Raw genomic sequence first — 20833 nt, 5'->3', positions numbered from 1 at the left:
GGGCGGGTCCGACTCTACTGCCGCGTTCACCGGTGCCCCTGCGAGCGGGCACGGATGCCTCCTGTCCAGGTCATGGATGCCGCCGGCCGCGCGTCGGCGTAGCGTGGGCGCCGAAACGACACCCCGAACGAGGAGGTTCACGATGGCCGAGCTCTCAGCGATCCAGCCGTGCCTGTGGTTCGACGACCAGGCACGCGCAGCGATGGCGTTCTACGTCGACGTCTTTCCGAACTCCGGCATCACGAGGATCGACGAGTATCCCGACGAATCGCTCGACGAGCACTTCGCCGGCATGTCGGGCAAAGTGCTGAACGGGCAGTTCACCCTGAACGGGGTCGCCTTCGTGTGCCTCGACGGCGGGCCCCTCTTCACCTTCAACGAGTCGATCTCGTTCGTCGTGTCGTGCGCAGACCAGGCCGAGATCGACCACTACTGGTCGAAGCTGTCGTCTGTGCCCGAGTCGGAGCAGTGCGGCTGGTGCAGAGACCGGTTCGGGGTCAGCTGGCAGATCATCCCCTCCAACATGGGCGAGCTGACGCGTCGCCCCGAGCAGATCCAGGTGATGATGCGCCAGAAGAAGATCGTGATCGCCGAGCTCGAGAACGCGTGACGGCGGAATAGCACAGCAGCGATCAGGGTTCTCCCTCGTCGTCGAAGGAGAACGATCATGGACATCACCCTCAACCTCGAAGTCGTCATCATTCCGGTGGGCGACGTCGACCGGGCGAAGGGCTTCTACGAGAAGCTCGGGTTCCGGCTCGATGCCGACTTCCAGCTCAGCCCCGCCGTTCGCGTCGTCCAGGTCACGCCGCCCGGTTCCGGCACCTCGATCATCTTCGGCACCGGCATCTCGGCGGCCGCTCCCGGGTCGATCGACAGTCTCATGCTGGTCACCTCCGACATCGAGGCCGCTCGCACCGGGCTGCTGACCGGTGGCGCCGACGTCTCGGGCGTGTTCCACGGCGCGGAGGTGGGCTTCCCGCTCGCCGGTGGCGCCGGTCGTGCGCCGGGCCCCGACCCCGACCGCGCGTCGTACGGTTCGTTCCTCTCGTTCGCCGATCCCGATGGCAACTCCTGGCTCGTGCAGGAGATCACCGAACGGCTCCCCGGGCGCACCTGGAGCACCGAGCAGGTCGACACCGGCGCCGTGGTGCTCGAGCTGCTCGAGCAGGCCGCCGCCGCGCACGGCCGGCACGAGGCCGACGATCTCGGCGGCGTCTACGACGAGGAATGGCCCGCCTGGTACGCGGCGCACATGACGCGGGCCCTGGCCGACGCCGGCTACGCCATCATCCGGGCGCAGAACGACTCGGGCGAGGCATCCACTCGTGACGACGGCTGACGCACGAAGCACACAGACTGACGATCTAGGCTCGAAAGAACCCCCTGACCCGAGAAGGAGCCTGCACGCCATGAGCGACGCTGCGACCCTGGACGTCTTCGACCGCCGAGAGTCCGAGGTGCGCGGGTACATCCGCGCGTTCCCCACGGTCTTCGACCGCGCGAGCGGCTCGACCCTCATCGATGCCGACGGGCGCGAGTACCTCGACTTCTTCGCCGGCGCGGGGGTGCTGAACTACGGGCACAACAATCCCGTCTTCACGCGCGCGCTCATCGAGTACCTCGAGCGCGACGGCATCATCCACGGCCTCGACATGGCGACGTCGGCCAAGCGCTCCTTCATCGAGGCGTTCGAGCGGTACGTGCTCGAGCCGCGAGGCCTCGACCACAAGCTGCAGTTCACCGGCCCGACCGGTGCGAACGCGGTCGAGGCGGCGCTGAAGGTCGCCCGCCAGGCGACGGGCCGTTCCAACGTCGTCGCGTTCACGAACGGGTTCCACGGGCTGAGCCTCGGCGCGCTCGCCGCGACGGGCAACAGCACGTATCGCGAGGCTGCGGGCATCACCCTCGACGGCATCACCCGCCTGCCCTTCGACGGCTACCTCGGCATCGACGTCGACACCCTCGACCTGCTCGAGAAGATGCTCGACGACCCCGGATCGGGCCTCGACCTGCCCGCCGCCGTCATCGTCGAAGCCGTGCAGGGCGAGGGCGGCATCAACGTCGCGAGCGTGCCGTGGCTGCAGCGCCTTCGGTCGTTGACCGAGTCGCGAGGCATCCTGCTGATCCTCGACGAGATCCAGGCGGGCGTCGGCCGCACCGGCGCCTTCTTCGCCTTCGAGGCAGCGGGCATCGTGCCCGACATCGTCACCGTCTCGAAGTCGATCTCGGGCTCGGGCCTGCCGATGTCGCTCGTGCTGCTGCGCCCCGAGGTCGACGTGTGGAAGCCCGGCGCTCACACCGGCACGTTCCGAGGCAACAACCTCGCGTTCGTGTCGGCGCGCGTCGCGCTCGAGACCTACTGGGCCGACTCGGCGCTCACCGACGGCGTGGCCGCGAAGTCGGCGCTGCTGCGCGCCGAGCTCGACCGCATCGCCGCCGAACACCCCGAGCTCGGCCTCGCCCCGCGCGGCCGCGGCCTGATGTACGGCCTCGCCTGCGACGGCGACCGCACCCTCGCGGCCCGCATCTCGGCCGAGGCGTTCACGCGCGGACTCATCATCGAGACCTCGGGCGCCTTCGACGAGGTGCTGAAGTTCCTCCCGGCGCTCACGATCACCGACGACGAGCTGCGTCGCGGCCTCGCGATCGTGCGCGAGAGCCTCGACGCGGTGCTCGCCGGCTGACGCCGCGCTCGCGGCGTTCGAACAGCTCGGGCGCCGCGGCATCCGCAGCTCGGCTCAGGGGGTGTGCTCGGCCTCGCCGGGCCCGCCTCCCCCGCGCTCGGCCGCATCGTCGAGCGCGCCCGCCTCGCCCTCTTCGTCGACCCACTCGAGCAGGTCGCCGGGCTGGCATTCGAGCACGCGGCACATCGCGTCGAGGGTCGTGAAGCGCACCGCCTTGGCGCGGCCGTTCTTCAGCACGGCCACGTTCGCGGGCGTCAGCCCCACGCGCTCGGCGAACTCGCCGACGCTCATCTTGCGCCTGGCGAGCTCGAGGTCGATGCGCACCACGATCGGCATCAGATCACTTCTTCCAGGTCGCTGCGCAAGACGGTCGCCTGCCGCAGCAGCGCTCGCATCACGACCATCGTCAGCACCATGACCCCGCCGATCAGCACCATGCCGGTCAAGGCGATCGGCACGCCCGGGTCTCGGAGTTCGGGGGTGAAGTAGATGACCGAGACGAGGTAGGCGGCCACGCCCGCGAGCAGCAGCCACGCGACGACCATCGCCCACACGATCGCGTCGACCCACACGAAGGCCTCCTCGCTGAAGATGCGATCCGAGCCGACCAGCGTGAGCAGCCGCCACGTGCAGACGATCACGACCTGGAAGCACACCGCCTCGAGGAGCGCGAGGATCAGCAGCAGCCACGGGATGAACCCGAGTTCGGGGTTCTCGGCGGCCATGTGCGAGAACTGCCCGGGCAGGCTCAGGAGCTGCGCCAGGAGCAGGCCCGCGAAGACGAGCACGAGCAAGACTCTGAGGGGCACCACGACCCGATCGATCTTCTGCATGCATCGACTCTCGTGAATTACCTATCGTTTGTCAATAGGTACTAACCGATGGGGCGACGGATGCCTCGGGCTCGACTCGATGCATACGGATGCGACTGGCCCCGGCGGTGCCGGTCGAATGCGAGCGGCTGCACCTAGCGTCGAAGCATGACGGAGACGCTCACCCTGAACAACGGAATCACCATGCCGGCGCTCGGCTACGGCGTGTACCAGACGCCTCCCGACGAGACCGCGGCGGCCGTGGCATCCGCGCTTCGCATCGGCTACCGCCTCATCGACACGGCCGGCGCGTACCTCAACGAGCGCGGCGTCGGCGAAGCCATCCGCAGCTCGGGACTCGACCGTTCGGAGCTCTTCATCGAGACCAAGGTGTGGATCAGCGACTACGGCTACGACGAGACCCTGCACGCCTTCGAGAAGAGCACGCGCAAGCTCGGCATCGACCAGCTCGACCTGCTCATCCTGCACCAGCCCATGCCGAAGCGATTCGATGCCACCGTGCAGGCGTACCGAGCGCTCGAGACCCTGCTCGCCGAGGGCCGGGTGCGCGCGATCGGCGTCAGCAACTTCATGCCCGACCACCTCGCAGCGCTGCTCGAGCAGACCACGGTGGTGCCGGCGGTGAACCAGGTGGAGGTGCATCCGTACTTCTCGCAACCCGAGGTGCAGGCCGCGAACGCGTCTCACGGCGTGCTCACGCAGGCATGGTCGCCGATCGGCGGCATCACGTTCTACCGCGGCACCGGCCACAGCACGCTCGACGACGACGTGATCGGCGGCATCGCGGTCAACCACGGCAAGACGCCCGCCCAGGTGATGCTGCGCTGGCACCTGCAGCGGGGCCGCTCAGCAATCCCGAAGTCGGTGCACGAACACCGCATCGCCGAGAACTTCGACGTGTTCGACTTCGAACTCGCGGGCGCTGAGCTCGAGGCGATCGACCGACTCGACACCGGCGTGCGCGGCGGCCCCGACCCCGCCGACATCACGACCGACGTGTTCAAGCTCGCGATCCCCGAGGAGTAGGCGCCGCGTCGCCGCCCCCGCTGCGACACATCGACTCGGTATGCTTCGCGAGTGCCCGCTGCCATCGCCCTCTGCGTGATCCTCGCCGCGCTCGCGGTCTTCCAACTGGCCCTCGCGCTCGGCGCGCCGATCGGGCACTTCGCGTGGGGCGGGCAGCACCGCGTGCTCCCGCCGAGACTGCGCATCGGCAGCGCCGTCTCGATCGTCATCTACGCGATCATCGCCGCGCTCGCGCTCGATCGCGTCGGCATCATCGATGTCGTCTCCGACACCGTCTCGACGGTCGGCATGTGGATCGTCTTCGGCTACTTCGTGCTCGGCATCCCGATGAACGCCATCTCGCGCAGCAGGGCCGAGCGGTTCACGATGACGCCCGTCGTCATCGTGCTCGCCCTGCTGAGCCTGCTGATCGCGCTCGGGTAGGCGGCACGACCGCCGCGCGGTTCTTCGTGCATTGCCGGTGTCGCATGGTCATGGCAGGGTGGCGGCATGGCGATCGAGGTGCGGCCCGCGACGACCTTCGACGACGTGGCGGCGGTCATCGGGCCGAAGCGGCCCACGTCGAACGTGTGCTTCTGCCTCAGCTACCGGCTGCTCTCATCGAAGGAGAATCTGGCGTTGCGCGGGCCCGAGCGGGCCGAGCGCGTGCGAGCGCTCTGCGCACTCGACCCGGCGCCCGGCGTGCTCGCCTACGAGGGCGACGAGGTGGTCGGCTGGGCGGCGGTGCACCCGCGCGCCGATACGAGCTTCGCGACGAACCGCAGGATCCCGCACGTCGATGACCTCGACGTGTGGTCGGTGTGGTGCTTCCGCGTGCGGCCCGGGCATCGCAAGACCGGCATCTCGCACTACCTGCTCGCCGGCGCGGTCGACTTCGCCCGTGAGCACGGCGCGCCCGCGATCGAGGGCTACCCCGTCGACAACGCGGGCGAGAAGGTCGACCTGACCATGGCCTACGTCGGCACCCGCGCGCTCTTCGAGCGGGCCGGCTTCACGAAGGCGGCCGACACCGACTCGGTGGTGAGCGGATTCCCGCGCGTGCTCATGCGGCTCGACCTCGATTGACCTCTGGCGCGCGACGGCACGCGAGTGACGACGTCGGTCGGCGGCGATAGGTTGACCCCGACGAAAGGAACACGATGACCTCCTCATCCGGCTCTGCTCTGCTCGAGCTCCGCTCCGAACTCACCGGCCGGCTCGTCGTGCCAGGCGACGCCGACTACGACACGGCCCGCACGCCGTGGAACCTCAGCGTCGACCAGCGCCCCGCGGCCATCGCCGAGCCGGCCGATGTGGCCGACATCCAGGCGATCCTCCGCACCGCCGCCGATGCCGGACTCGGCGTCACCGTTCAGCCCAACGGGCACGGCGCCGCCGGCGACCTGGCCGGGGTCATCCTCATCCGTCCGACGCGGTTCGACGAGATCGTGGTCGACAGCGAGGCCCACGTGCTGCGCGTCGGCGCCGGCGTCAACTGGGGCCGAGCACTCGAGCGACTCGACGGCACCGGCCTCGTGGCGCTTGCCGGGTCGAATCCCGAGGTCAACGTCGTCGCGCTCGCCATCGCCGGGGGCCAGTCGATGTTCAGCCGACGATTCGGTCTCACGGCCCGTTCGATCATCTCGGTCGAGCTCGTCGACGCGGCGGGCGAACTGCGCCGGGTGACCGATGCCGACGACGCCGAACTGCTCTGGGCGCTGCGCGGCGGCGGCGGTCTGTTCGGCGTCGTCACCGAGATCGAACTCGCCCTCTACCCCGGCGACGCCATCTACGGCGGCAGTCTCACGTTTGCGGCCGAGTCCGCCGAAGCGGTCATCGCCGCGGCCTTCGCCCTGGCCCGTGACGAGCCCGAACTCGGTCTCGACATCGGCATGATGCGCTTCCCCGACGCGCCGGAGTTGCCGCCCCACTTGCGCGGTCGCACGGTCGCGACGGTCGGTCTGGTGCACGTCGGCGACGAAGAGACCGGTCGCGCGCATGCCGCCCGGCTCCTCGCCGTCGCCGAGCCGATCGTCGACACGCTCGTGCCCTTCACGATCGGTTCGCTCGCCGCCGTCGCCGCCGAACCGGTCGATCCGATGCCCTCCGCCGACTTCGGTGCCGCGCTCGTCGGGTTCGACGCGGCATTCGCCGCCTCCTTCGTCGACGCGTTCCTGCGCGGCGCCGACCACGGCCTCATGCGCGCCAGCATCCGTGCACTTGGCGGTGCGATCGCCGACGAGCTCGGGGCGGAGTTCGCCGCGGTCGGCGCGGTGCACGCCGAGGGGCTGTTGAGCTCGAGCGTGCTGCTCTTCGACCCGACGATCGACACCCATGCCGCGTTCGAACCGCTCCGCGAGCTCGCGGCGGCCCATCCCGGCGGCGGCACACTGCCCACCTTCCTCGGCTCGGGGGCGACCCTCGCCGACGCCTACGACCGCACGGTGCTCGACCGGCTCGCGGCGGTGAAGCGCCGCGTCGACCCGCGCGGGATCATCCGGAGCAATCGGCCGCTCGTCTGAGCCGTCGCGGCCGCCGGTTACCGTGACCGCATGCAAGCCCGCCGACAAGCGCAGATAGGGCCATCTCTTCCGTCACCACTCCGCCGGAATTCGCTCTCGGCGCCCGTCCGATCGCGCCCGTGCGCCCGATCGAACCCGATGTGGCGCCGCGTTGCGCCGTCTTACCCCGCGCGTCGGCAGGGGTCGTGGGATTCTGCACGCCTGCCTACGGTCGAATCATGACCGTTCCAGTTTCGATCGTCGCCGTCTCAGGCAGCCTGCATGCGCCGTCGAAGACCACGGTGCTGACCAAAGAGATCCTCGACGCCTTCTCGGCGGCACTCGACGGCCACGTGCCGGTCGAGACGCACCTCATCGAGCTCAGCGAGATCGGCCGGGAGTTCTCGGGTGCGCTCACCCGCGACGAACTCAGCCCGATCGCCCAGGAGGCGATCCGCCGCATCGAATCGGCGACGCTGCTGATCGTGGCGAGCCCGGTGTACCGAGCGAGCTTCACCGGGTTGTTCAAGCACGTCTTCGACTTCGTCGGCCAGTACGCGCTCATCGACAAGCCCGTGCAGCTCGCGGCGACCGGCGGCAGCGACCGTCACGCCCTCATCATCGAGCATCAGTTCCGGCCGCTGTTCTCCTTCTTCCAGGCGCTCACCCTGCCGATCGGCGTGTACGCGAGCGACGCCGACTTCGTCGACTACCGCGTCGATTCCGATTCGCTTCGGGCGCGAATCGACCAGGCCGTGCAGCGGGGCGTGCCCATCGTGCGCAGCGCCCTGCCCGACTCGGTCTCGGACTACGTCGCCACCTGGTGACGCCAACGCCGGTGCCCGCCCGACGAATCGGGCGGGCACCGGCGCAGCGGCATCCGTGGCGCACACGCAGCGGCGCACGCAGGCGCAGGGGCGCGCACCGGCGCACGCACACGCGGCGGCGCACACCGATGCAGCGGCATCCGTCTCAGAAGTCGTGCAGATTGCCCTGGATGCCCCCGCCGCCGTACTCGTTGCGCAGGACGCCGCGGCGGCGCAGGATCGGCACGAGCTCGTCGAGGTAGCGGTGCACCGTGACCGGGTGCAGGTCGCCCGAGAAGATGAAGCCGTCGTTGTCGGCCTCCTCGCCGAACTCCTCGATGAAGTCGGCAACCTGATCGGCCGTGCCCACGAATCCCTCGTGGTCGCTGATGCGCCCCTTGCGGCCCTTCGCCACGAGCAGATCGCGCAGGGTCACCGACTCGAAGCTGTCGAACTTGCCGAGCAGGCCCTTGATGGTGCCCTGCGACACGTGGTCGCCGAAGATCGAGGTGTCGAGCGGCCGGTCGAGCGGCTGGGTCGACAGGTCGGTCTCGAGGTCGCTCGACTGCCCCTCGAGCACCGCGGCGATCACCTCGTCGCTGGGGTCGAGCGAGGCGCGCACGACCCGGTCGACCTCCTCCTCGCTCGAGACGATCTCGGGCTTGAACACGAAGAGCGTCTTCACGGCGTTCGCGGCGCGACCGTGTGCGAGCGCGGCGTCGATGATCTTCTGGCGGTAGGCCCGCACGATGTCGAGGTCGAGCGGCGCGTAGGCGAGCTGCACATCCGAGTGGGTGCCCGCGAAGGCGAGGCCCTTGGGCGAGCCGCCGGGCGAGACGATCGCCGGGTCGCCATCGGTGAACGGCAGCGCGTTGAGCGGCCCGGTCACGTCGAAGTACTCGCCCTCGAACCGCCACGGCGGGATCTTCGAGCCGTCGGCGAAGTGGGCGGACGCGGCATCCTCGATGAGCGCGCCGTCCTCCCAGCTTTGCCAGAGCCCGCGCACGGCCGTCAGCCACTCGCTCGCGCGGTCGTAGGCCTGGTCGTGGGTGACCCGGGGCACCTGGAAGTGCCGGGTGCTGCCGACATCGGTGACCACGTTGATGCCGACCCGGTGGCCGCTCAGGTGATGCAGCGATGCGAAGTGGCGCGCCGCGAGGTAGGGCGGGTGGCCGCCCGCGTTCACGGTCGGCGCGATGCCGATGTTCGACGTCGCGGCGAGCAGGAACGGCGTGAGCGCGAGCGGGTCGTGCTTCGGGCCGCCGTAGGCCTGCCGTACCCGCAGGTCGATCGTCTCGGGGGTGCCGATCGAGAGCGCATCCTCGATGATGACGAGGTCGAGACCCGCCTGCTCGAGCTCGCGCACCGACTGCTGGTAGAGGTGCGGCTCCGTCCACTTGTAGTTCCACTGGTAGTACGGGTGGCCCCATCCCTGCGGCCCGAAGCCGCGGGAGAAGAACCAGCCGAAGTGCTGAGGACGCGTCATGGGGTGATCCTTTCGTGCGCGATGACGGGCGCGGCGGCGGCGGCCGCCCGAATGGCCGCGAAGCCGCGTTCGAGGTCGCGAATGAGGTCGTCGGGCTCTTCGAGACCGATCGAGAGGCGCAGCAGGCCCGCGGAGATGCGCCCCTTCGCCCGCGTCTGGGCATCGAGGTGCGCGTGCGTCGTCGTCGCCGGATGCAGGATGAGCGAGCGGGTGTCGCCGATGTGGCTCATGCGGCTGAACAGTTCGACCGAGTCGAAGAAGCGCTGAGCGGATGCCTCGCCGCCGCCGAGCACGAACGAGAGCACCGCGCCCTGCCCACGCGGGAGATACCGCTGCGCGAGGTCGTGCGAGGCGTTCGAGGCGAGGCCGGCGTAGTTCACCGTCAGCACCTCGGGCTGCGCCTCGAGCCAGGCGGCGATCACAGCGGCGCTGGATGCCTGGCGCTGCACCCGCAGCGACAGCGTCTCGATGCCCTGCTGGATGAGGAAGGCGTTGAACGGCGAGAGCACCGGGCCGAACAGGGCCGCCGTGACCCCGCGGATGTACGCGGTGTAGGCGCCGTCGCCGTAGGCCTCGAGGTAGCTGAGGCCCTGCAGGCCCTCGTCGGGCTCGTTGAGGTGCGGGAACGCCGACGGCTGCGACGACCAGTTGAACGTGCCGGCGTCGATGACCACCCCGCCGAGCGCGGCACCGTGACCCGAGAGGAACTTGCTCGCCGAGTGCACCACGATGTCGGCGCCATGTTCGATGGGCCGCACCAGGTAGGGCGTCGCGAGCGTGTTGTCGACGATGAATGGCACGCCCGCCGCTTGGGCGACGCCCGCGAGGCCGGCGAGGTCGACGACCTCGTTCGTCGGGTTCGCGATCGTCTCCGCGTAGACGGCACGGGTGTTCGGCCTGATCCGCCGACGCCACTCGTCGAGGTCACGCGCATCGTCGACGAACTCGACCTCGATGCCGAATCGGCCGAAGCCCTGCGTGAACAGGCTGCGGGTGCCCGAGTAGATGCTCTGCGCCGACAGCACGTGGTCGCCCGCTTTCGCGACGGCGAGCACGGCGACCGCGAGCGCCGCCTGGCCGCTCGCGACCACCACGGCGTCGCGGCCGCGTTCGAGCTCGGCGAGCTTGCGTTCGAGGGCGGCGTTCGTGGGGTTGCCCGCCCGGGTGTACACGAAGCCCTGGTCGTCGCCGCTGAAGCGGTCGCGGGCCTGGGCGAAATCGTCGAAACGGAACCCGGCGCTCAAGTAGATGGGCGTGATGCGCGCACCGTAGGTGGTGTCGGCGTGCTCGCCGGCATGGACCTGCTGGGTGGCGAAACCCGTCTGGTAGGGCACTGCTGCGTGTGGCATGTGTTCATCCTCGATCGGCTCGTGTGAATTCGGAAAGGGGCGTGCGACGCTTGCCGTCACCGGCCGTCACGATGGGTCATGTGCCGTCAGGCGACGGATGCCCCGGCGGGCATGGAATCGGCGATGACGGGCATGCCGAGGGGCGAGTCGGCGCGCGGTTCGACGGCGGGCTCCACTCCGCGACGCCGGCGGCGCATGCGCTGCGCGGCGTCGACGAGCGACGCCGTGTACTCGTGGCCGCCACCGCCGAAGATGTGCTCGGCGGAGCCGTGGTCGACGAGACGACCCTGCCGGAGCACCGCGACGTGGTCGGCGAGCTGCCGCACGACGGCGAGGTCGTGCGAGATGAACAGGTACGAGACGCCAGTGCGCTCCTGCAGCTCGACGAGCAGGTCGAGGATGCGCGCCTGCACCGAGACGTCGAGCGCGGAGGTGGGTTCGTCGCACACGACGAGCGGCACCGGCCCGGCGAACGCCCGCGCGATCGCCACGCGCTGCTTCTGCCCGCCCGAGAGCTCGTGCGGGAGCTTTTCGAGCGCGTCGCGCGGCAGGCCGACGGTTTCGGCGAGGGTCGCGGCATCGGTGTCGCCGGCGAGCAGCCGGATCGAGCGGCTCAGCGTCTGCCGCACGGAGCGTCGGGGGTTGAGCGAGCCGTCGGGGTGCTGGAACACCATCTGCACCGGCTGCTCCGTGCGTTCGGCGTGCAGCTCGATGCGCCCGTGGAACGGGGTGAGGCCGGCGATCGCGCGGCCGAGGGTGCTCTTGCCGCTGCCCGACTCCCCCACGACGCCGAGCACCTCGCCGCGGCCAATCGTCAGGTCGATGCCGTCGAGCGCGACGCGTGTGCCGTAGCGTTTGCCGACGTTCTCGAGCGTGACGAGCGGGGTGCGGGGCGACGCGGCATCCGTCACCTGACGTGCCGGGTGGTCGAAATCGGGCACCGCGGCGATGAGCACCTTCGAGTACGAGTGGCGCGGCGCGGTCAGGAGGGCATCGGCCGTCGTGGTCTCGACGAGCCGCCCCTCGCGCAGCACGCCGACGCGGTCGCAGTGCGCGGCCACGAGCGGGAGGTTGTGGCTGATCAGCAGGGTCGCGAAGCCGAGCTCGCGCTGGAGACGGTCGACGAGTTCGAGGATCTCGGCCTCGACGTTGCTGTCGAGACCGGTCGTGGGCTCGTCGAGGATGAGCAGCTCCGGCCGCCCGGCGAGCGCCATCGCGATGACGACGCGCTGCTGCTGGCCGCCCGAGAGCTCGTGCGGATAGCTGCGCGCGATCCGGGCCGGGTCGGGCAGGCTCACCGCGGCGAGCGCGTCGACGGCCGATCGTCGCGCCTCGCCGCGCCGTTCGCCCCCGATGCGGAAGACTTCGGCGACCTGCTCGCCGACCGGGGTGGTCGGGTTCAGGGCGAGCCCCGGCTCCTGGTAGACGACGCTCACCCGCGAGGCGCGGTACCGGCGCAGTGCCGTCGGGTCGAGGTCGAGCACGTCGTCGCCCGCGACGCGGAGCGTCCGGGCGGCGATGGCCGCGGAGGCCGGGAGGTGACCGGTGAGCGCGAGGGCGATCGTGCTCTTGCCGGAGCCCGACTCCCCCACGAGCCCGAACGACTCGTGCGGGGCGATCTCGAAGCTCACGTCGTCGACGACACGCCCCCCGTGTCGCGGCCCGCCGAAGCGCACCTCGAGTCCGTCGACGTGCACGAGTGCGCTGGTCATCGGCGGAACACCTCCTTCAGGTTGTCGGCGATGAGGTTGACGGCGATCACGAGGCTCGCGATCGCGAATGCCGGGAAGACGATGGTCCACCAGGCGCCCTGCAGGTAGCTGCGGTTCTCGTTGATCGCGAGCCCCCAGTCGGGCGAAGGAGGCGCAGCCGCGAGCCCGAGGAACGAGAGCGACGAGGAGATGAAGATCGCCGACCCGAGGCTCAGCGTCGCCTGGATGACGATGAGCGGGAGGAGGTTGGGCACGAGCTCGGCGAAGATGATCCTGGCGTGCGACTCGCGCTGAAGCCGCGCGCTCACCACGTACTGCTTGCCCATCTCGGCGAGGGTGCCCGCCCGCACGATGCGGGCGATTCCCGGGGCGAACAGCAGCCCGACGGCGAACGCGAGCACGGCGGGGCTGCTGCCGAACGCGCCGACGATGACGAGCAGCAGGATGAGCGTCGGCAGGGCGAGGAACACGTCGAACACGCGCATGAGCACCGTGTCGGTCCAGCCGCGGAAATACCCGGCGACGAGGCCGAGCACGCTGCCGAGCACCGTCGCGAGCAGGGTGCCGGCGGGGCCGACCTGCAGCGCCGGTTCCGCGCCGGCCATGACCCGCGCGAACACGTCGCGCCCGATGCGGTCGGTGCCGAACGGATGCCCCGCGCTCGGTGCCGCGAGCCGTTCGCCGGTGTCGGCGAACGGGTCGAGATCGAAGTACTGCCAGCCGACGGCCGCGACCACCCAGAAGAGCACGACCGCGACGCTCACGACGAACGTCGGGCGACGCAGCAGTGCTGCCGCCGTGCCGTTGCGAGCGCGGTCGGCGGTGGGCGCGCTGAAGAGTGCGGTCGCCATGGTCACTCGGCCTTCTCGAAGCGGATGCGGGGATCGACGATGACGAACGCGAGGTCGGTGAGGAGCAGCGCGATGAGCGAGACCGCGCCGGTGACCATGACCCCCGCCTCGAGCAGGAGGATGTCCTTCTTCTCGGTCGCGGTGACGAGCAGCGCGCCGAGCCCCGGGTAGCCGAAGAGCGTCTCAACGATCGCGCTCCCGCCGAGCAGCGTGCCGAGGTAGATGCCGAGCAGCGAGATCGTGGGGATCAGGGCGTTGCGGGCGACATGCCTGCGAAGCACCTGCCCGCGACGGAGGCCCTTGAGCACGGCCGTGCGGTGGTACTGGGCGCCGAGGGTGTCGATGACCCCGGTGCGCACCATCCTGGCGATGACGGCGAAGTAGCCGACGGCGAGGGTCACCGCCGGGAGGATCATCGCCCGGAGGCGAAGCAGCGGATCGGCCGTCGCGTCGGTGGCGGACTGCACCGGGACCCACGCGAGCACGACCGCGAAGACGATGAGCAGCAGCACGCCGATGACGAACTCGGGCAATGCGGCGAGCGACATGAGCGCCGTCGTGAGCGCACGGTCGGTGCGGGTGCCCTCGCGATAGGCCTGCAGGCCGCCGACGGCGAGCGCGGCGGGCACGAGCAGCGCGAAGGCGAGCCCGCCGAGCAGCATCGAGTTGGCGAGCCTCGGCAGAACAAGCTCGGCGACCGGCTGCGAGTAGACGAGACTCTCGCCCCACTGCCCGGTCGCGAAGCCGGCGAGCCAGCCCAGGTAGCGCTCGGGCAGCGATCCGTCGACGCCGTGCTGCGCGTTCCAGAGCTGCACCTGCGCGGCGGTGGCGTGCGGCCCGAGGGCGTTGCGCCCCGGGTCGCCCGGCACCACTTGCACGAGCCAGAACACGAGCACCGAGACGACGAGGAGCACTGCGGGAATCTGGATGAGGCGCTGCCCGATGAGGGCGGGGATGCCGCTGCGGCGCTCCGCCACGGACCCCGGCCCTCGCCAGGGCGACCGAGCGCGAGCGGGTTCGGTGTCGAGGCGGGGGCCGGAGGTCGTGGTCATGATCAGTCGCCGATGGAGACGCCGGCGAAGGAGACGCCGGTGTAGAAGTCGAGCGCACCGGCGAACTCGCCGTGCACGCGCGGGTTCTGCAGCACCTCGGCCTTCGTGAAGGTCGGCACGATCACCGCGAGGTCGCTCCACTGGATGCCCGCGATCTCGTCGACCCGGGCCTGGCGCTCGGCCTCGTCGGTGCTCGCATCGAAGGCCTCGGATGCCGCTTCGATGGCGGGGTTCGCGTAGTGCGAGGCGTTCCACGCGGCGCCGTCGGCGAAGATCAGCCCGATGTACTGCGAGGGGGTGCGGGGCGCCCAGTTCGTCACGGTGAGCGGCGCGTTCAGCCACGGCGTCTCGTCGCCGTCGGCGTAGTACTGCTCCGACGTGAGCAGATCGAGTTCGACCTCGAAGCCCTCGACGGCGTTGAGCTGCTGCTGCAGCACCTCACCGAAGAGCTGGTTGTCGGTCGTGATGGCGAACTGCACGGTGCGGCCGTCGAGCAGCTCGGCCACCCGGTCGAGGTCCTGTTCGCGCTGCTCGATGCCCTCGGGCTGGATCGGGTAGTCGGGGAAGTACAGCACGTCGTTCGCGACATCCGCGTTGCCGCTGTAGACGTCGTCGACGAGGGCCGCACGGTCGATGGCCCACGCGAGCGCTTCACGCACGGTCGGATCGTCGAACGGGGCCGCCTCGTGGTTCAGGAAGATGCCGTCGAACTTGTTGTACCCCGAGCTGATCGTGTCGTACTTCGAGGCGTCGAGCGAGGCGATCACGTCGCTCGTGACGGCGATGCGGTCGAGTTCGCCCGCCTGGAAGGCGAGCACCTTCGCCTGTTCGTCGGCGTAGACCTTCAGCTCGACCCCGTCGACGAGAATTTCGTCGGCGTTCCAGTAGTCGGGGTTCTTCACGAAAGTGGCGGCCTCGCCGACGGTGTAGTCCTCGAGCAGGAACTGCCCGGCGCCGATCGGGTTCTCGAGCCAGTCGCCCGCCACGTATCCGGCGGGCAGGATGCTCGTGTTCGCACCCGTCAGGAGACGCGGGAAGTCGGAGAATGGGCGGGCGAGGCCGAACTCCACGGTGCCCTCGTCGACCGTGGTGATGGTGTCGAGGATGCCGTCGAAGCTGCTCTTGCCCGGCGAGACGCTGTCGTCGGCGGTGATGGTCTCGAAGGTCGAGACCACGTCATCGGCGGTGACCGGCTCGCCGTCGTTGAAGACGGCTCCCTCGCGCAGCTCGATGGTCCAGGTGAGCCCGTCCTCCGAGGCGTGCCACTCGGTGGCGAGCCGCGGGATCAGCTCGCCCCCGGCGTCGAGGCTGATGAGCCCCTCGGACGCGAGTCCGGCGATGAGCATGCCGTTGTAGTCGGCCACGGTGAGCGGATCGATCTCGGCACCGGGGTCGCTGATCGGGATCCGGTAGATCGCTTCGTCGCCCCCGGCGTCGCCGGCGGTGGTGGCGGTGGTGGCGCACGCCGCGAGCGGCGCGACGAGGGCTGCGGTGGTGACGGCGAGCAGGATGCGTCGCAATCGGGTCTGGCGGTGGTTCACGGGGGTTCTCCTCTTGGTGGTGGGTGTTGCCGACGGGATGGGTGTCAGGCGGCGGGCGGGGTGACCCGCTGCCCGTCGACGGTGACCTCGAGTCGCTCGCTGTAGAAGGCGATGAAGCCCGCGATGGCGGGAATCGACGGCTCGGGATACGACCAGGCGATGTCGGCGATCGGCTCGGGATGCTCCGTGCTCCAGTAGTCGGTCGCGTACCCCTTGTACGGGCACTCGCTCCAGGTGTCCGTCGGCGTGAGCAGCTCGAGCCGCACGTCTTCACGCGGCAGGTAGTAGCGGGGCGGCAGTCCCGTCTCGTACACGACGACGGGCGAAGTGCTCTCGGCGAGCACCCGGTCGCCATGGCGCACGACGACGTGCCGGCTGCTCGGCAAGGCGTCGACCCGGTTGTGCGGGTCGCGGGGGTGGGCGAACACCACCTCGTCCTCCTCGAGCCAGCGATCGAGCACGCCGGGGAACCACGTGACGCCGAGGTAGCCCTCGAGCTCGGGCAGGTCCCACTGCCAGGCGGCGTGGCGGATGACGCGGTCGCCGTCGCGCAGGTCGAACCACTGGCGCACCGGGCGGCGGGGTCGGTAGTAGGCGAGGTCGGGTTCGGGAGCGTCGGAGGGCGTGAGCAGCTCGGTGCGCACGTCGGCGATCGGGAAGCCGTATTCGGGCACCTTGTGCCGGGGCTCCCACACGAGGATCTGCTCGCGGCTGTCGACGATCGCCGTGTCGCCGACGAAGCCACGCACCCAGCGGGCGCTCGGCTCGTAGCTCCACGTCGCCGGGTATTCGGCGAACCGTCGAACGAGGTTCTCGGTGGTGCTGGTCACGGTCATGTCTGGCCCCTGGAGTCGGTGTGGTCGGTGGTCGCGACGACCGGCGTGTTCGGTCGCAGTGGTGGCGACGCTAGCGCGGCCGCTGCGGCATGCACGCATGAAGACGCCTGATGACCACGCATTTCGACACATGGTGACGGCATGTGTCGACGGCCCGTTACCGGGTGTTTCGAGAACCGGTCATCTGCCGTCATCCGTGCCCGATGAGACGTCGGCGGGGTTAGCGTCTCGTCCTACCTCGCCTCGAACACCTCGACGAGTGAGCCATCACCCGGAGGAGAAATGACACACGGTCTACAGCTCGGCCTGTTCGCGCACTTCGCAGAGGAGGACGACGCCGGCGACGGCGCCTACGACGAGTTCCTCGACCTCTTCGTGCACGCGGAGCGCCTCGGGTTCGGCTACGCCTGGGTGCGGCAGTTCCACTTGCAGGGCGCCGACGGCCGCCGTGCCGGCGGCCTGCCGTCGCCCTTCGTGTTCCTCGCCGCGCTCGCCTCACGCACCCGGTCGCTGCGGCTCGGCACTGCGGCGGTGACCCTGCCGCTCGAGAGCGTCGTGCGGGTTGCAGAGGATGCCGCGGTGCTCGACGTGCTGAGCGGCGGACGCGTCGAACTCGGTGTCGCCAACGGCGGCGGGATGCCCGGGCTCGCGGAGGCCTTCGGGCGCACGATCGCCGGCGACGCCGACGAACAGCGCACGCTCTACCGCCACGACCTCGCCATCCTCGAGGCCGCGCTGCGCGGCGCCGGCCTGAACGCGAACGGCGACACGCTGTTTCCGCCGCGCACGTCGCTCGGCGACCGGCTCTGGGAGGCGACGCTGACCGACCGCAGCGCGCGCCTCGCCGCCCGCGCCGGCCACGGCGTGCTCATCGGCACGACGCAGACGATCCCCGCCGAGGTGACGGCGGCGGCCTACCACGAGGCGCTGCCCGACGGGCGCTCGCCCAGGGTCGGCCTGTCGGCGCTCATCTACCCGGCGAAGGACCGGGCGACGGGGCTCCGCGAGGCCGAGGCGGGCATCCTCCGCAAGTGGGAATGGGGCAGGGAGTTCCTGCCCCCGGCGACCACGCTCGAAGAGAAGGCCGCTTCGCTGAACATCCACTACGGGGCATCCGACGATCTCATCGAGTCGATCTCGACCCAGCCGGCCTTCGCCTTCGCGACGCACCTGCAGGTGCAGGTGGAACTGCTCTACTCCTCGTTCGCCGCCCGGCACGACGCCCTCGAGGCGTTCGTGACCGAGGTCGCGCCGGCGCTCGGCTGGGCCGGCGCCGACCACCGTGAGGAGGCGCTCGTATGAGCCGTCGTCAACTCGTGCTCGGCGCGGGATTCTTCTATCCCGGCGGCGAGCACGTCACGAGCTGGCGCAGCCCCGCCGCGCGGCCGGGCGACTTCTTCGACCTCGACTACTACACGCGGTTCGCGCAGACCGCCGAGGCGGGGCGGTTCGCGACCGTCTTCGTGGCCGACGAGCTCTACGTGTGGGACCGCTTCGCCTCGGGCATCGACCACGGCGTCAACGTGCGGCTCGAGCCGTTCACCCTGCTCTCGGCGCTGTCGCAGGTCACGACGAAGATCGGGCTCGCGGCGACCGTGTCGACGACGTACAACGAGCCGTACCACGTGGCGCGCAAGCTCGCCTCGCTCGATCATCTCAGCCGCGGGCGGGCGGCGTGGAACCTCGTCACGAGTGCGAGCGACGAGGAGGCCCGCAACTTCGGCCGGGAGTCGAACCTCGACCACCCCGTGCGCTATCGGCGGGGCGAGGAGTTCGTCGACGTCGTCACTGGCCTCTGGGACAGCTGGGACGACGACGCGTTCCGCTACGACCGCGCGAGCGGCGTCTTCGCCGACCGCGCCAAGCTGCACGTGCTCGACCACGCCGGGGAGTTCCTCTCGGTACGCGGCCCGCTCAACATCCCGAGGCCGCCGCAGGGGCACCCGCCGCTCTTCCAGGCCGGTGCATCCGAGGCCGGTCGCGCCCTCGCGGGCCGCACCGCCGAGGCGGTGTTCACGCTGAGCCCCGACGACCTCACCGGCGCGCGGCGCCTCTACGCCGACTACAAGCTCCGTGCGCGACGCGCCGGCCGAGCGGCCGACGCGCTGCTCGTGCTGCCGGCGCTGTCGCCGATCATCGGGCGCACCGATGCCGAGGCCGAGGAGAAGTTCCGCGAGCTCGCCTCGCTCACGCCTGACCGGGTGTCGCTCGACCTGCTATCGCACCACCTCGGCGCCGACCTCGGCGAGCGCGACCCCGACGAACTCTTCGAGTTCGACTTCGACGTCGCGGGGTTCAACCAGTCGCAGTCGTTCTACGCGTGGATCGCGTCGCTCCTCGCCGAGCGGCCGTACACGTTGCGCGAGCTGTACACCGAGCTGCTGCGACGTCGCTTCCGCCTCGGCACGCCCGACTCGCTCGCCGAGTGGATCGCGGAGCGCTATCAACGACGGGCCGCCGACGGCTTCATCCTCATGTTCCCGACCCTGCCCGACACGATCGAGGATTTCGTCGCCGACGTCATCCCTCGGCTGACCGATGCCGGCATCCACCCGGCGGGCTACGCCGGCGACACCCTGCGCGAGCACCTCGGGCTCGCCCGACCCGAAGGACGGTACGTCGCATGACCCGTCGACTCCTGCTCGGCGCGTTCCTCTTCCACCCGGGCGGTGCGCACGTCACGGGCTGGCGGCATCCGAGTGCCGAACCCGACCGGCACCTCGACCCCGACTTCTACGCGGACTTCGCCCGCACGGCCGAGCGCGGCGTGTTCGACACGATCTTCCTCGCCGACGGGCTCTACCTCTGGGACCGTTACCCCTCGGGCATCGACCACTACAGCCAGGTGCGACCCGAGCCGCTCACGCTGCTCTCGGCGCTCGTCGCGCACACTCGGCACATCGGCCTCGCCGCGACCGTGTCGACGACGTACAACGAGCCGTACCACGTGGCCCGTGCGCTCGCCTCGCTCGATCACTTGAGCGGCGGCCGCGCCGGGTGGAACCTCGTCACCTCCCGCTACGACGAGGAGGCCCGCAACTTCGGCGGCGACGCGCACCTCGACCATTCGCGCCGCTACGAGCGCGGCGCCGAGTTCGTGCGCGTCGTCGAGCGGCTCTGGGACAGCTGGGGCGACGAGGCGATCCTCGCCGACAAGGTCTCGGGCCGGTTCGCGGATGCCTCGAAGCTCACGACGACCGACCACCGGGGCGAATTCTTCACGGTGCGGGGGCCGCTCAACATCACGCGTCCGCCGCAGGGGCACCCGGTGCAGTTCCAGGCCGGCGGCTCGCCCGCCGGGCAAGACCTCGCGGCATCGACCGCCGATGCCGTCTTCACCCGCTGGCAGCCGCTCGGCGAGGCGCAGGCCTTCTACGCCGGGCTGAAGGCGCGCGTCGTCGACCACGGCCGAGACCCCGATCGGTTCGCGATCCTCCCGTCGATCCGCCCGGTCGTGGCGTCGTCGCGCGCCGAGGCCGAGGATCTCGCCGAGGAGCTGCTCGCCTCGACGCCCGACACCCTCATCGTCGAAGACGTCTCGCACACGGTCGGCCAGGATCTCACGGGGCGTTCGGCCGACGAGCCGTTCACGTACCGGCCCGACACCGACACCTCGAACGAGTCGCGGTCGCCGAATCGGCTGGCCGAGTGGTCGCGAGCCGCCGACCGGGTGACGGCACGCGAGCTCTACGCGCGTGCGTTCCGCGAGCAGACGGTCGTCGGCACCCCGCAGCGGGTCGCCGACGAGATGGAGGCGCGCTTCCGCGGCGGCGCCGCCGACGGCTTCATCGTGCAGTTCCTCACCCTGCCGAGCGGCATCCACCGTTTCGTCGACCTCGTCGTGCCCGAACTCCAGCGGCGCGGCCTCACTCGAACCGGTTACGAGGAGCGCACGCTCCGCGAGCGGTTCGGCCTCGAGCGACCCCGAGTCGCCGCATCGATCGGAGAGACCCGTGTCTGACCTGTTGCACTGGTACGCCCGCGCCCACGGCCCGCGCGCCTACCGCATCGTGCGCTCGGTGCGTTCCGCAGAGCGCGAACGGCAGCGAGCGGATGCCTCGGCGCGCGTCGGCGCCGCAGGCCGCGAGCCCGCCATCGTCGACGGCGAAGACCTCACGCCGGCGCTCGACCGGGCCCGCCGCAGACGAACACCTTGAACCCGTCGGGCGGCCGC

The 20833-nt window shown here is 70.3% G+C and carries 21 protein-coding genes; 12 read left to right on the top strand and 9 right to left on the bottom strand.

Annotated elements, in window-relative coordinates; translation table 11 throughout:
• Positions 1-142 precede the first annotated feature (142 nt).
• From DCE93_RS02670 to ectB, 3 genes are all read left to right on the top strand, one after another.
• Positions 143-610, top strand: coding sequence for a VOC family protein (locus DCE93_RS02670; protein WP_108594517.1), 468 nt, complete (start codon positions 143-145; stop codon positions 608-610).
• Positions 611-667: 57 nt separating this feature from the next.
• Positions 668-1342: a VOC family protein gene (locus DCE93_RS02665; RefSeq protein WP_244284226.1), complete on the top strand. Its 675-nt coding sequence runs from the start codon at positions 668-670 to the stop codon at positions 1340-1342.
• A gap of 70 nt (positions 1343-1412) precedes the next feature.
• A complete protein-coding gene (ectB, locus tag DCE93_RS02660) occupies positions 1413-2687 on the top strand; it encodes a diaminobutyrate--2-oxoglutarate transaminase (protein ID WP_108594516.1) in 1275 nt (424 codons plus the stop codon).
• Positions 2688-2741: 54 nt separating this feature from the next.
• Here the strand turns inward: ectB and DCE93_RS02655 are convergent, their stop codons facing one another.
• Entirely contained in the window at positions 2742-3023 is a 282-nt protein-coding gene (locus DCE93_RS02655) for a helix-turn-helix domain-containing protein (RefSeq protein WP_108594515.1), read from the bottom strand.
• Positions 3023-3520 (bottom strand): DUF2975 domain-containing protein, encoded by a 498-nt coding sequence (locus DCE93_RS02650; protein WP_108594514.1) that lies wholly within the window; start codon positions 3518-3520, stop codon positions 3023-3025. Before DCE93_RS02650 ends, DCE93_RS02655 begins: the two co-directional genes overlap by 1 nt.
• Positions 3521-3667: 147 nt before the next feature.
• On the opposite strand from DCE93_RS02650, the gene DCE93_RS02645 reads away from it, so the two are divergent.
• The 5 genes from DCE93_RS02645 to msuE all read left to right on the top strand — a co-directional run bounded on the left by DCE93_RS02645 (position 3668) and on the right by msuE (position 7853).
• Positions 3668-4546, top strand: a complete 879-nt coding sequence (locus tag DCE93_RS02645; protein WP_108594513.1) for an aldo/keto reductase — start codon at positions 3668-3670, stop codon at positions 4544-4546.
• Positions 4547-4597: 51 nt separating this feature from the next.
• A complete protein-coding gene (locus DCE93_RS02640) occupies positions 4598-4969 on the top strand; it encodes a hypothetical protein (RefSeq protein ID WP_108594512.1) in 372 nt (123 codons plus the stop codon).
• Positions 4970-5035: 66 nt separating this feature from the next.
• On the top strand, positions 5036-5611 hold the full coding sequence (locus DCE93_RS02635) for a GNAT family N-acetyltransferase (protein ID WP_108594511.1): 576 nt from the start codon (positions 5036-5038) through the stop codon (positions 5609-5611).
• Positions 5612-5685: 74 nt separating this feature from the next.
• Positions 5686-7047 carry an FAD-binding oxidoreductase gene (locus tag DCE93_RS02630; protein ID WP_108594510.1) on the top strand — a complete coding sequence of 454 codons (1362 nt, stop codon included), beginning with the start codon at positions 5686-5688 and terminating at the stop codon, positions 7045-7047.
• Positions 7048-7265: 218 nt separating this feature from the next.
• Positions 7266-7853: an FMN reductase gene (msuE, locus tag DCE93_RS02625; protein WP_108594509.1), complete on the top strand. Its 588-nt coding sequence runs from the start codon at positions 7266-7268 to the stop codon at positions 7851-7853.
• Positions 7854-7998: 145 nt separating this feature from the next.
• On the opposite strand, the gene DCE93_RS02620 is transcribed toward msuE, so the two are convergent.
• The 7 genes from DCE93_RS02620 to DCE93_RS02590 all read right to left on the bottom strand — a co-directional run bounded on the left by DCE93_RS02620 (position 7999) and on the right by DCE93_RS02590 (position 16659).
• Positions 7999-9318, bottom strand: coding sequence for an LLM class flavin-dependent oxidoreductase (locus DCE93_RS02620; protein WP_108594508.1), 1320 nt, complete (start codon positions 9316-9318; stop codon positions 7999-8001).
• The gene (locus DCE93_RS02615; protein WP_108594507.1) at positions 9315-10667 is read right to left on the bottom strand and encodes an O-acetylhomoserine aminocarboxypropyltransferase/cysteine synthase family protein; all 1353 of its coding nucleotides are present in this window, start codon (positions 10665-10667) and stop codon (positions 9315-9317) included. Before DCE93_RS02615 ends, DCE93_RS02620 begins: the two co-directional genes overlap by 4 nt.
• Positions 10668-10753: 86 nt before the next feature.
• The gene (locus DCE93_RS02610) at positions 10754-12379 is read right to left on the bottom strand and encodes an ATP-binding cassette domain-containing protein (protein ID WP_108594506.1); all 1626 of its coding nucleotides are present in this window, start codon (positions 12377-12379) and stop codon (positions 10754-10756) included.
• Positions 12376-13230: an ABC transporter permease gene (locus DCE93_RS02605; protein ID WP_108594505.1), complete on the bottom strand. Its 855-nt coding sequence runs from the start codon at positions 13228-13230 to the stop codon at positions 12376-12378. Before DCE93_RS02605 ends, DCE93_RS02610 begins: the two co-directional genes overlap by 4 nt.
• Positions 13231-13232: 2 nt before the next feature.
• Positions 13233-14282 (bottom strand): ABC transporter permease, encoded by a 1050-nt coding sequence (locus DCE93_RS02600; protein ID WP_108594504.1) that lies wholly within the window; start codon positions 14280-14282, stop codon positions 13233-13235.
• Between the two features lie 2 nt (positions 14283-14284).
• Positions 14285-15823 carry an ABC transporter substrate-binding protein gene (locus DCE93_RS02595; RefSeq protein WP_108594503.1) on the bottom strand — a complete coding sequence of 513 codons (1539 nt, stop codon included), beginning with the start codon at positions 15821-15823 and terminating at the stop codon, positions 14285-14287.
• A 44-nt stretch (positions 15824-15867) separates the two neighbouring features.
• Complete coding sequence (locus tag DCE93_RS02590; RefSeq protein WP_108594502.1) at positions 15868-16659, bottom strand: DUF427 domain-containing protein; 792 nt, start codon at positions 16657-16659, stop codon at positions 15868-15870.
• A gap of 282 nt (positions 16660-16941) precedes the next feature.
• On the opposite strand from DCE93_RS02590, the gene DCE93_RS02585 reads away from it, so the two are divergent.
• From DCE93_RS02585 to DCE93_RS02570, 4 genes are read left to right on the top strand one after another with little or no spacing between them, the layout of a single operon-like run.
• Complete coding sequence (locus DCE93_RS02585) at positions 16942-17961, top strand: LLM class flavin-dependent oxidoreductase (protein ID WP_108594501.1); 1020 nt, start codon at positions 16942-16944, stop codon at positions 17959-17961.
• Positions 17958-19286 carry an LLM class flavin-dependent oxidoreductase gene (locus DCE93_RS02580; protein WP_108594500.1) on the top strand — a complete coding sequence of 443 codons (1329 nt, stop codon included), beginning with the start codon at positions 17958-17960 and terminating at the stop codon, positions 19284-19286. Before DCE93_RS02585 ends, DCE93_RS02580 begins: the two co-directional genes overlap by 4 nt.
• The gene (locus DCE93_RS02575; protein ID WP_108594499.1) at positions 19283-20620 is read left to right on the top strand and encodes an LLM class flavin-dependent oxidoreductase; all 1338 of its coding nucleotides are present in this window, start codon (positions 19283-19285) and stop codon (positions 20618-20620) included. The genes DCE93_RS02580 and DCE93_RS02575 overlap by 4 nt, the downstream gene beginning before the upstream one ends.
• The gene (locus DCE93_RS02570) at positions 20613-20816 is read left to right on the top strand and encodes a hypothetical protein (RefSeq protein ID WP_108594498.1); all 204 of its coding nucleotides are present in this window, start codon (positions 20613-20615) and stop codon (positions 20814-20816) included. Before DCE93_RS02575 ends, DCE93_RS02570 begins: the two co-directional genes overlap by 8 nt.
• The last annotated feature ends 17 nt before the right edge of the window (positions 20817-20833 follow it).

It is taken from the genome of Agromyces badenianii, assembly GCF_003070885.1.
In the GTDB taxonomy this organism is placed as follows: Bacteria; Actinomycetota; Actinomycetes; order Actinomycetales; family Microbacteriaceae; genus Agromyces; species Agromyces badenianii.
The sequence above is the reverse complement of the archived record's forward strand: the minus strand, read 5'-3'. Positions and strand labels throughout refer to the sequence as shown.

What these genes read in the sequence shown, in the direction of transcription:
- DCE93_RS02635 (WP_108594511.1), top strand. Translation starts at nt 5,036, where the DNA reads ATGGCGATCGAGGTGCGGCCCGCGACGACCTTCGACGACGTGGCGGCG.
- DCE93_RS02605 (WP_108594505.1), bottom strand. Translation starts at nt 13,230, where the DNA reads ATGGCGACCGCACTCTTCAGCGCGCCCACCGCCGACCGCGCTCGCAAC.
- DCE93_RS02650 (WP_108594514.1), bottom strand. Translation starts at nt 3,520, where the DNA reads ATGCAGAAGATCGATCGGGTCGTGGTGCCCCTCAGAGTCTTGCTCGTG.
- msuE (WP_108594509.1), top strand. Translation starts at nt 7,266, where the DNA reads ATGACCGTTCCAGTTTCGATCGTCGCCGTCTCAGGCAGCCTGCATGCG.
- DCE93_RS02630 (WP_108594510.1), top strand. Translation starts at nt 5,686, where the DNA reads ATGACCTCCTCATCCGGCTCTGCTCTGCTCGAGCTCCGCTCCGAACTC.
- DCE93_RS02585 (WP_108594501.1), top strand. Translation starts at nt 16,942, where the DNA reads ATGACACACGGTCTACAGCTCGGCCTGTTCGCGCACTTCGCAGAGGAG.
- DCE93_RS02575 (WP_108594499.1), top strand. Translation starts at nt 19,283, where the DNA reads ATGACCCGTCGACTCCTGCTCGGCGCGTTCCTCTTCCACCCGGGCGGT.
- DCE93_RS02590 (WP_108594502.1), bottom strand. Translation starts at nt 16,659, where the DNA reads ATGACCGTGACCAGCACCACCGAGAACCTCGTTCGACGGTTCGCCGAA.
- DCE93_RS02610 (WP_108594506.1), bottom strand. Translation starts at nt 12,379, where the DNA reads ATGACCAGCGCACTCGTGCACGTCGACGGACTCGAGGTGCGCTTCGGC.
- DCE93_RS02670 (WP_108594517.1), top strand. Translation starts at nt 143, where the DNA reads ATGGCCGAGCTCTCAGCGATCCAGCCGTGCCTGTGGTTCGACGACCAG.
- ectB (WP_108594516.1), top strand. Translation starts at nt 1,413, where the DNA reads ATGAGCGACGCTGCGACCCTGGACGTCTTCGACCGCCGAGAGTCCGAG.
- DCE93_RS02645 (WP_108594513.1), top strand. Translation starts at nt 3,668, where the DNA reads ATGACGGAGACGCTCACCCTGAACAACGGAATCACCATGCCGGCGCTC.
- DCE93_RS02580 (WP_108594500.1), top strand. Translation starts at nt 17,958, where the DNA reads ATGAGCCGTCGTCAACTCGTGCTCGGCGCGGGATTCTTCTATCCCGGC.
- DCE93_RS02615 (WP_108594507.1), bottom strand. Translation starts at nt 10,667, where the DNA reads ATGCCACACGCAGCAGTGCCCTACCAGACGGGTTTCGCCACCCAGCAG.
- DCE93_RS02600 (WP_108594504.1), bottom strand. Translation starts at nt 14,282, where the DNA reads ATGACCACGACCTCCGGCCCCCGCCTCGACACCGAACCCGCTCGCGCT.
- DCE93_RS02655 (WP_108594515.1), bottom strand. Translation starts at nt 3,023, where the DNA reads ATGCCGATCGTGGTGCGCATCGACCTCGAGCTCGCCAGGCGCAAGATG.
- DCE93_RS02620 (WP_108594508.1), bottom strand. Translation starts at nt 9,318, where the DNA reads ATGACGCGTCCTCAGCACTTCGGCTGGTTCTTCTCCCGCGGCTTCGGG.
- DCE93_RS02665 (WP_244284226.1), top strand. Translation starts at nt 668, where the DNA reads ATGGACATCACCCTCAACCTCGAAGTCGTCATCATTCCGGTGGGCGAC.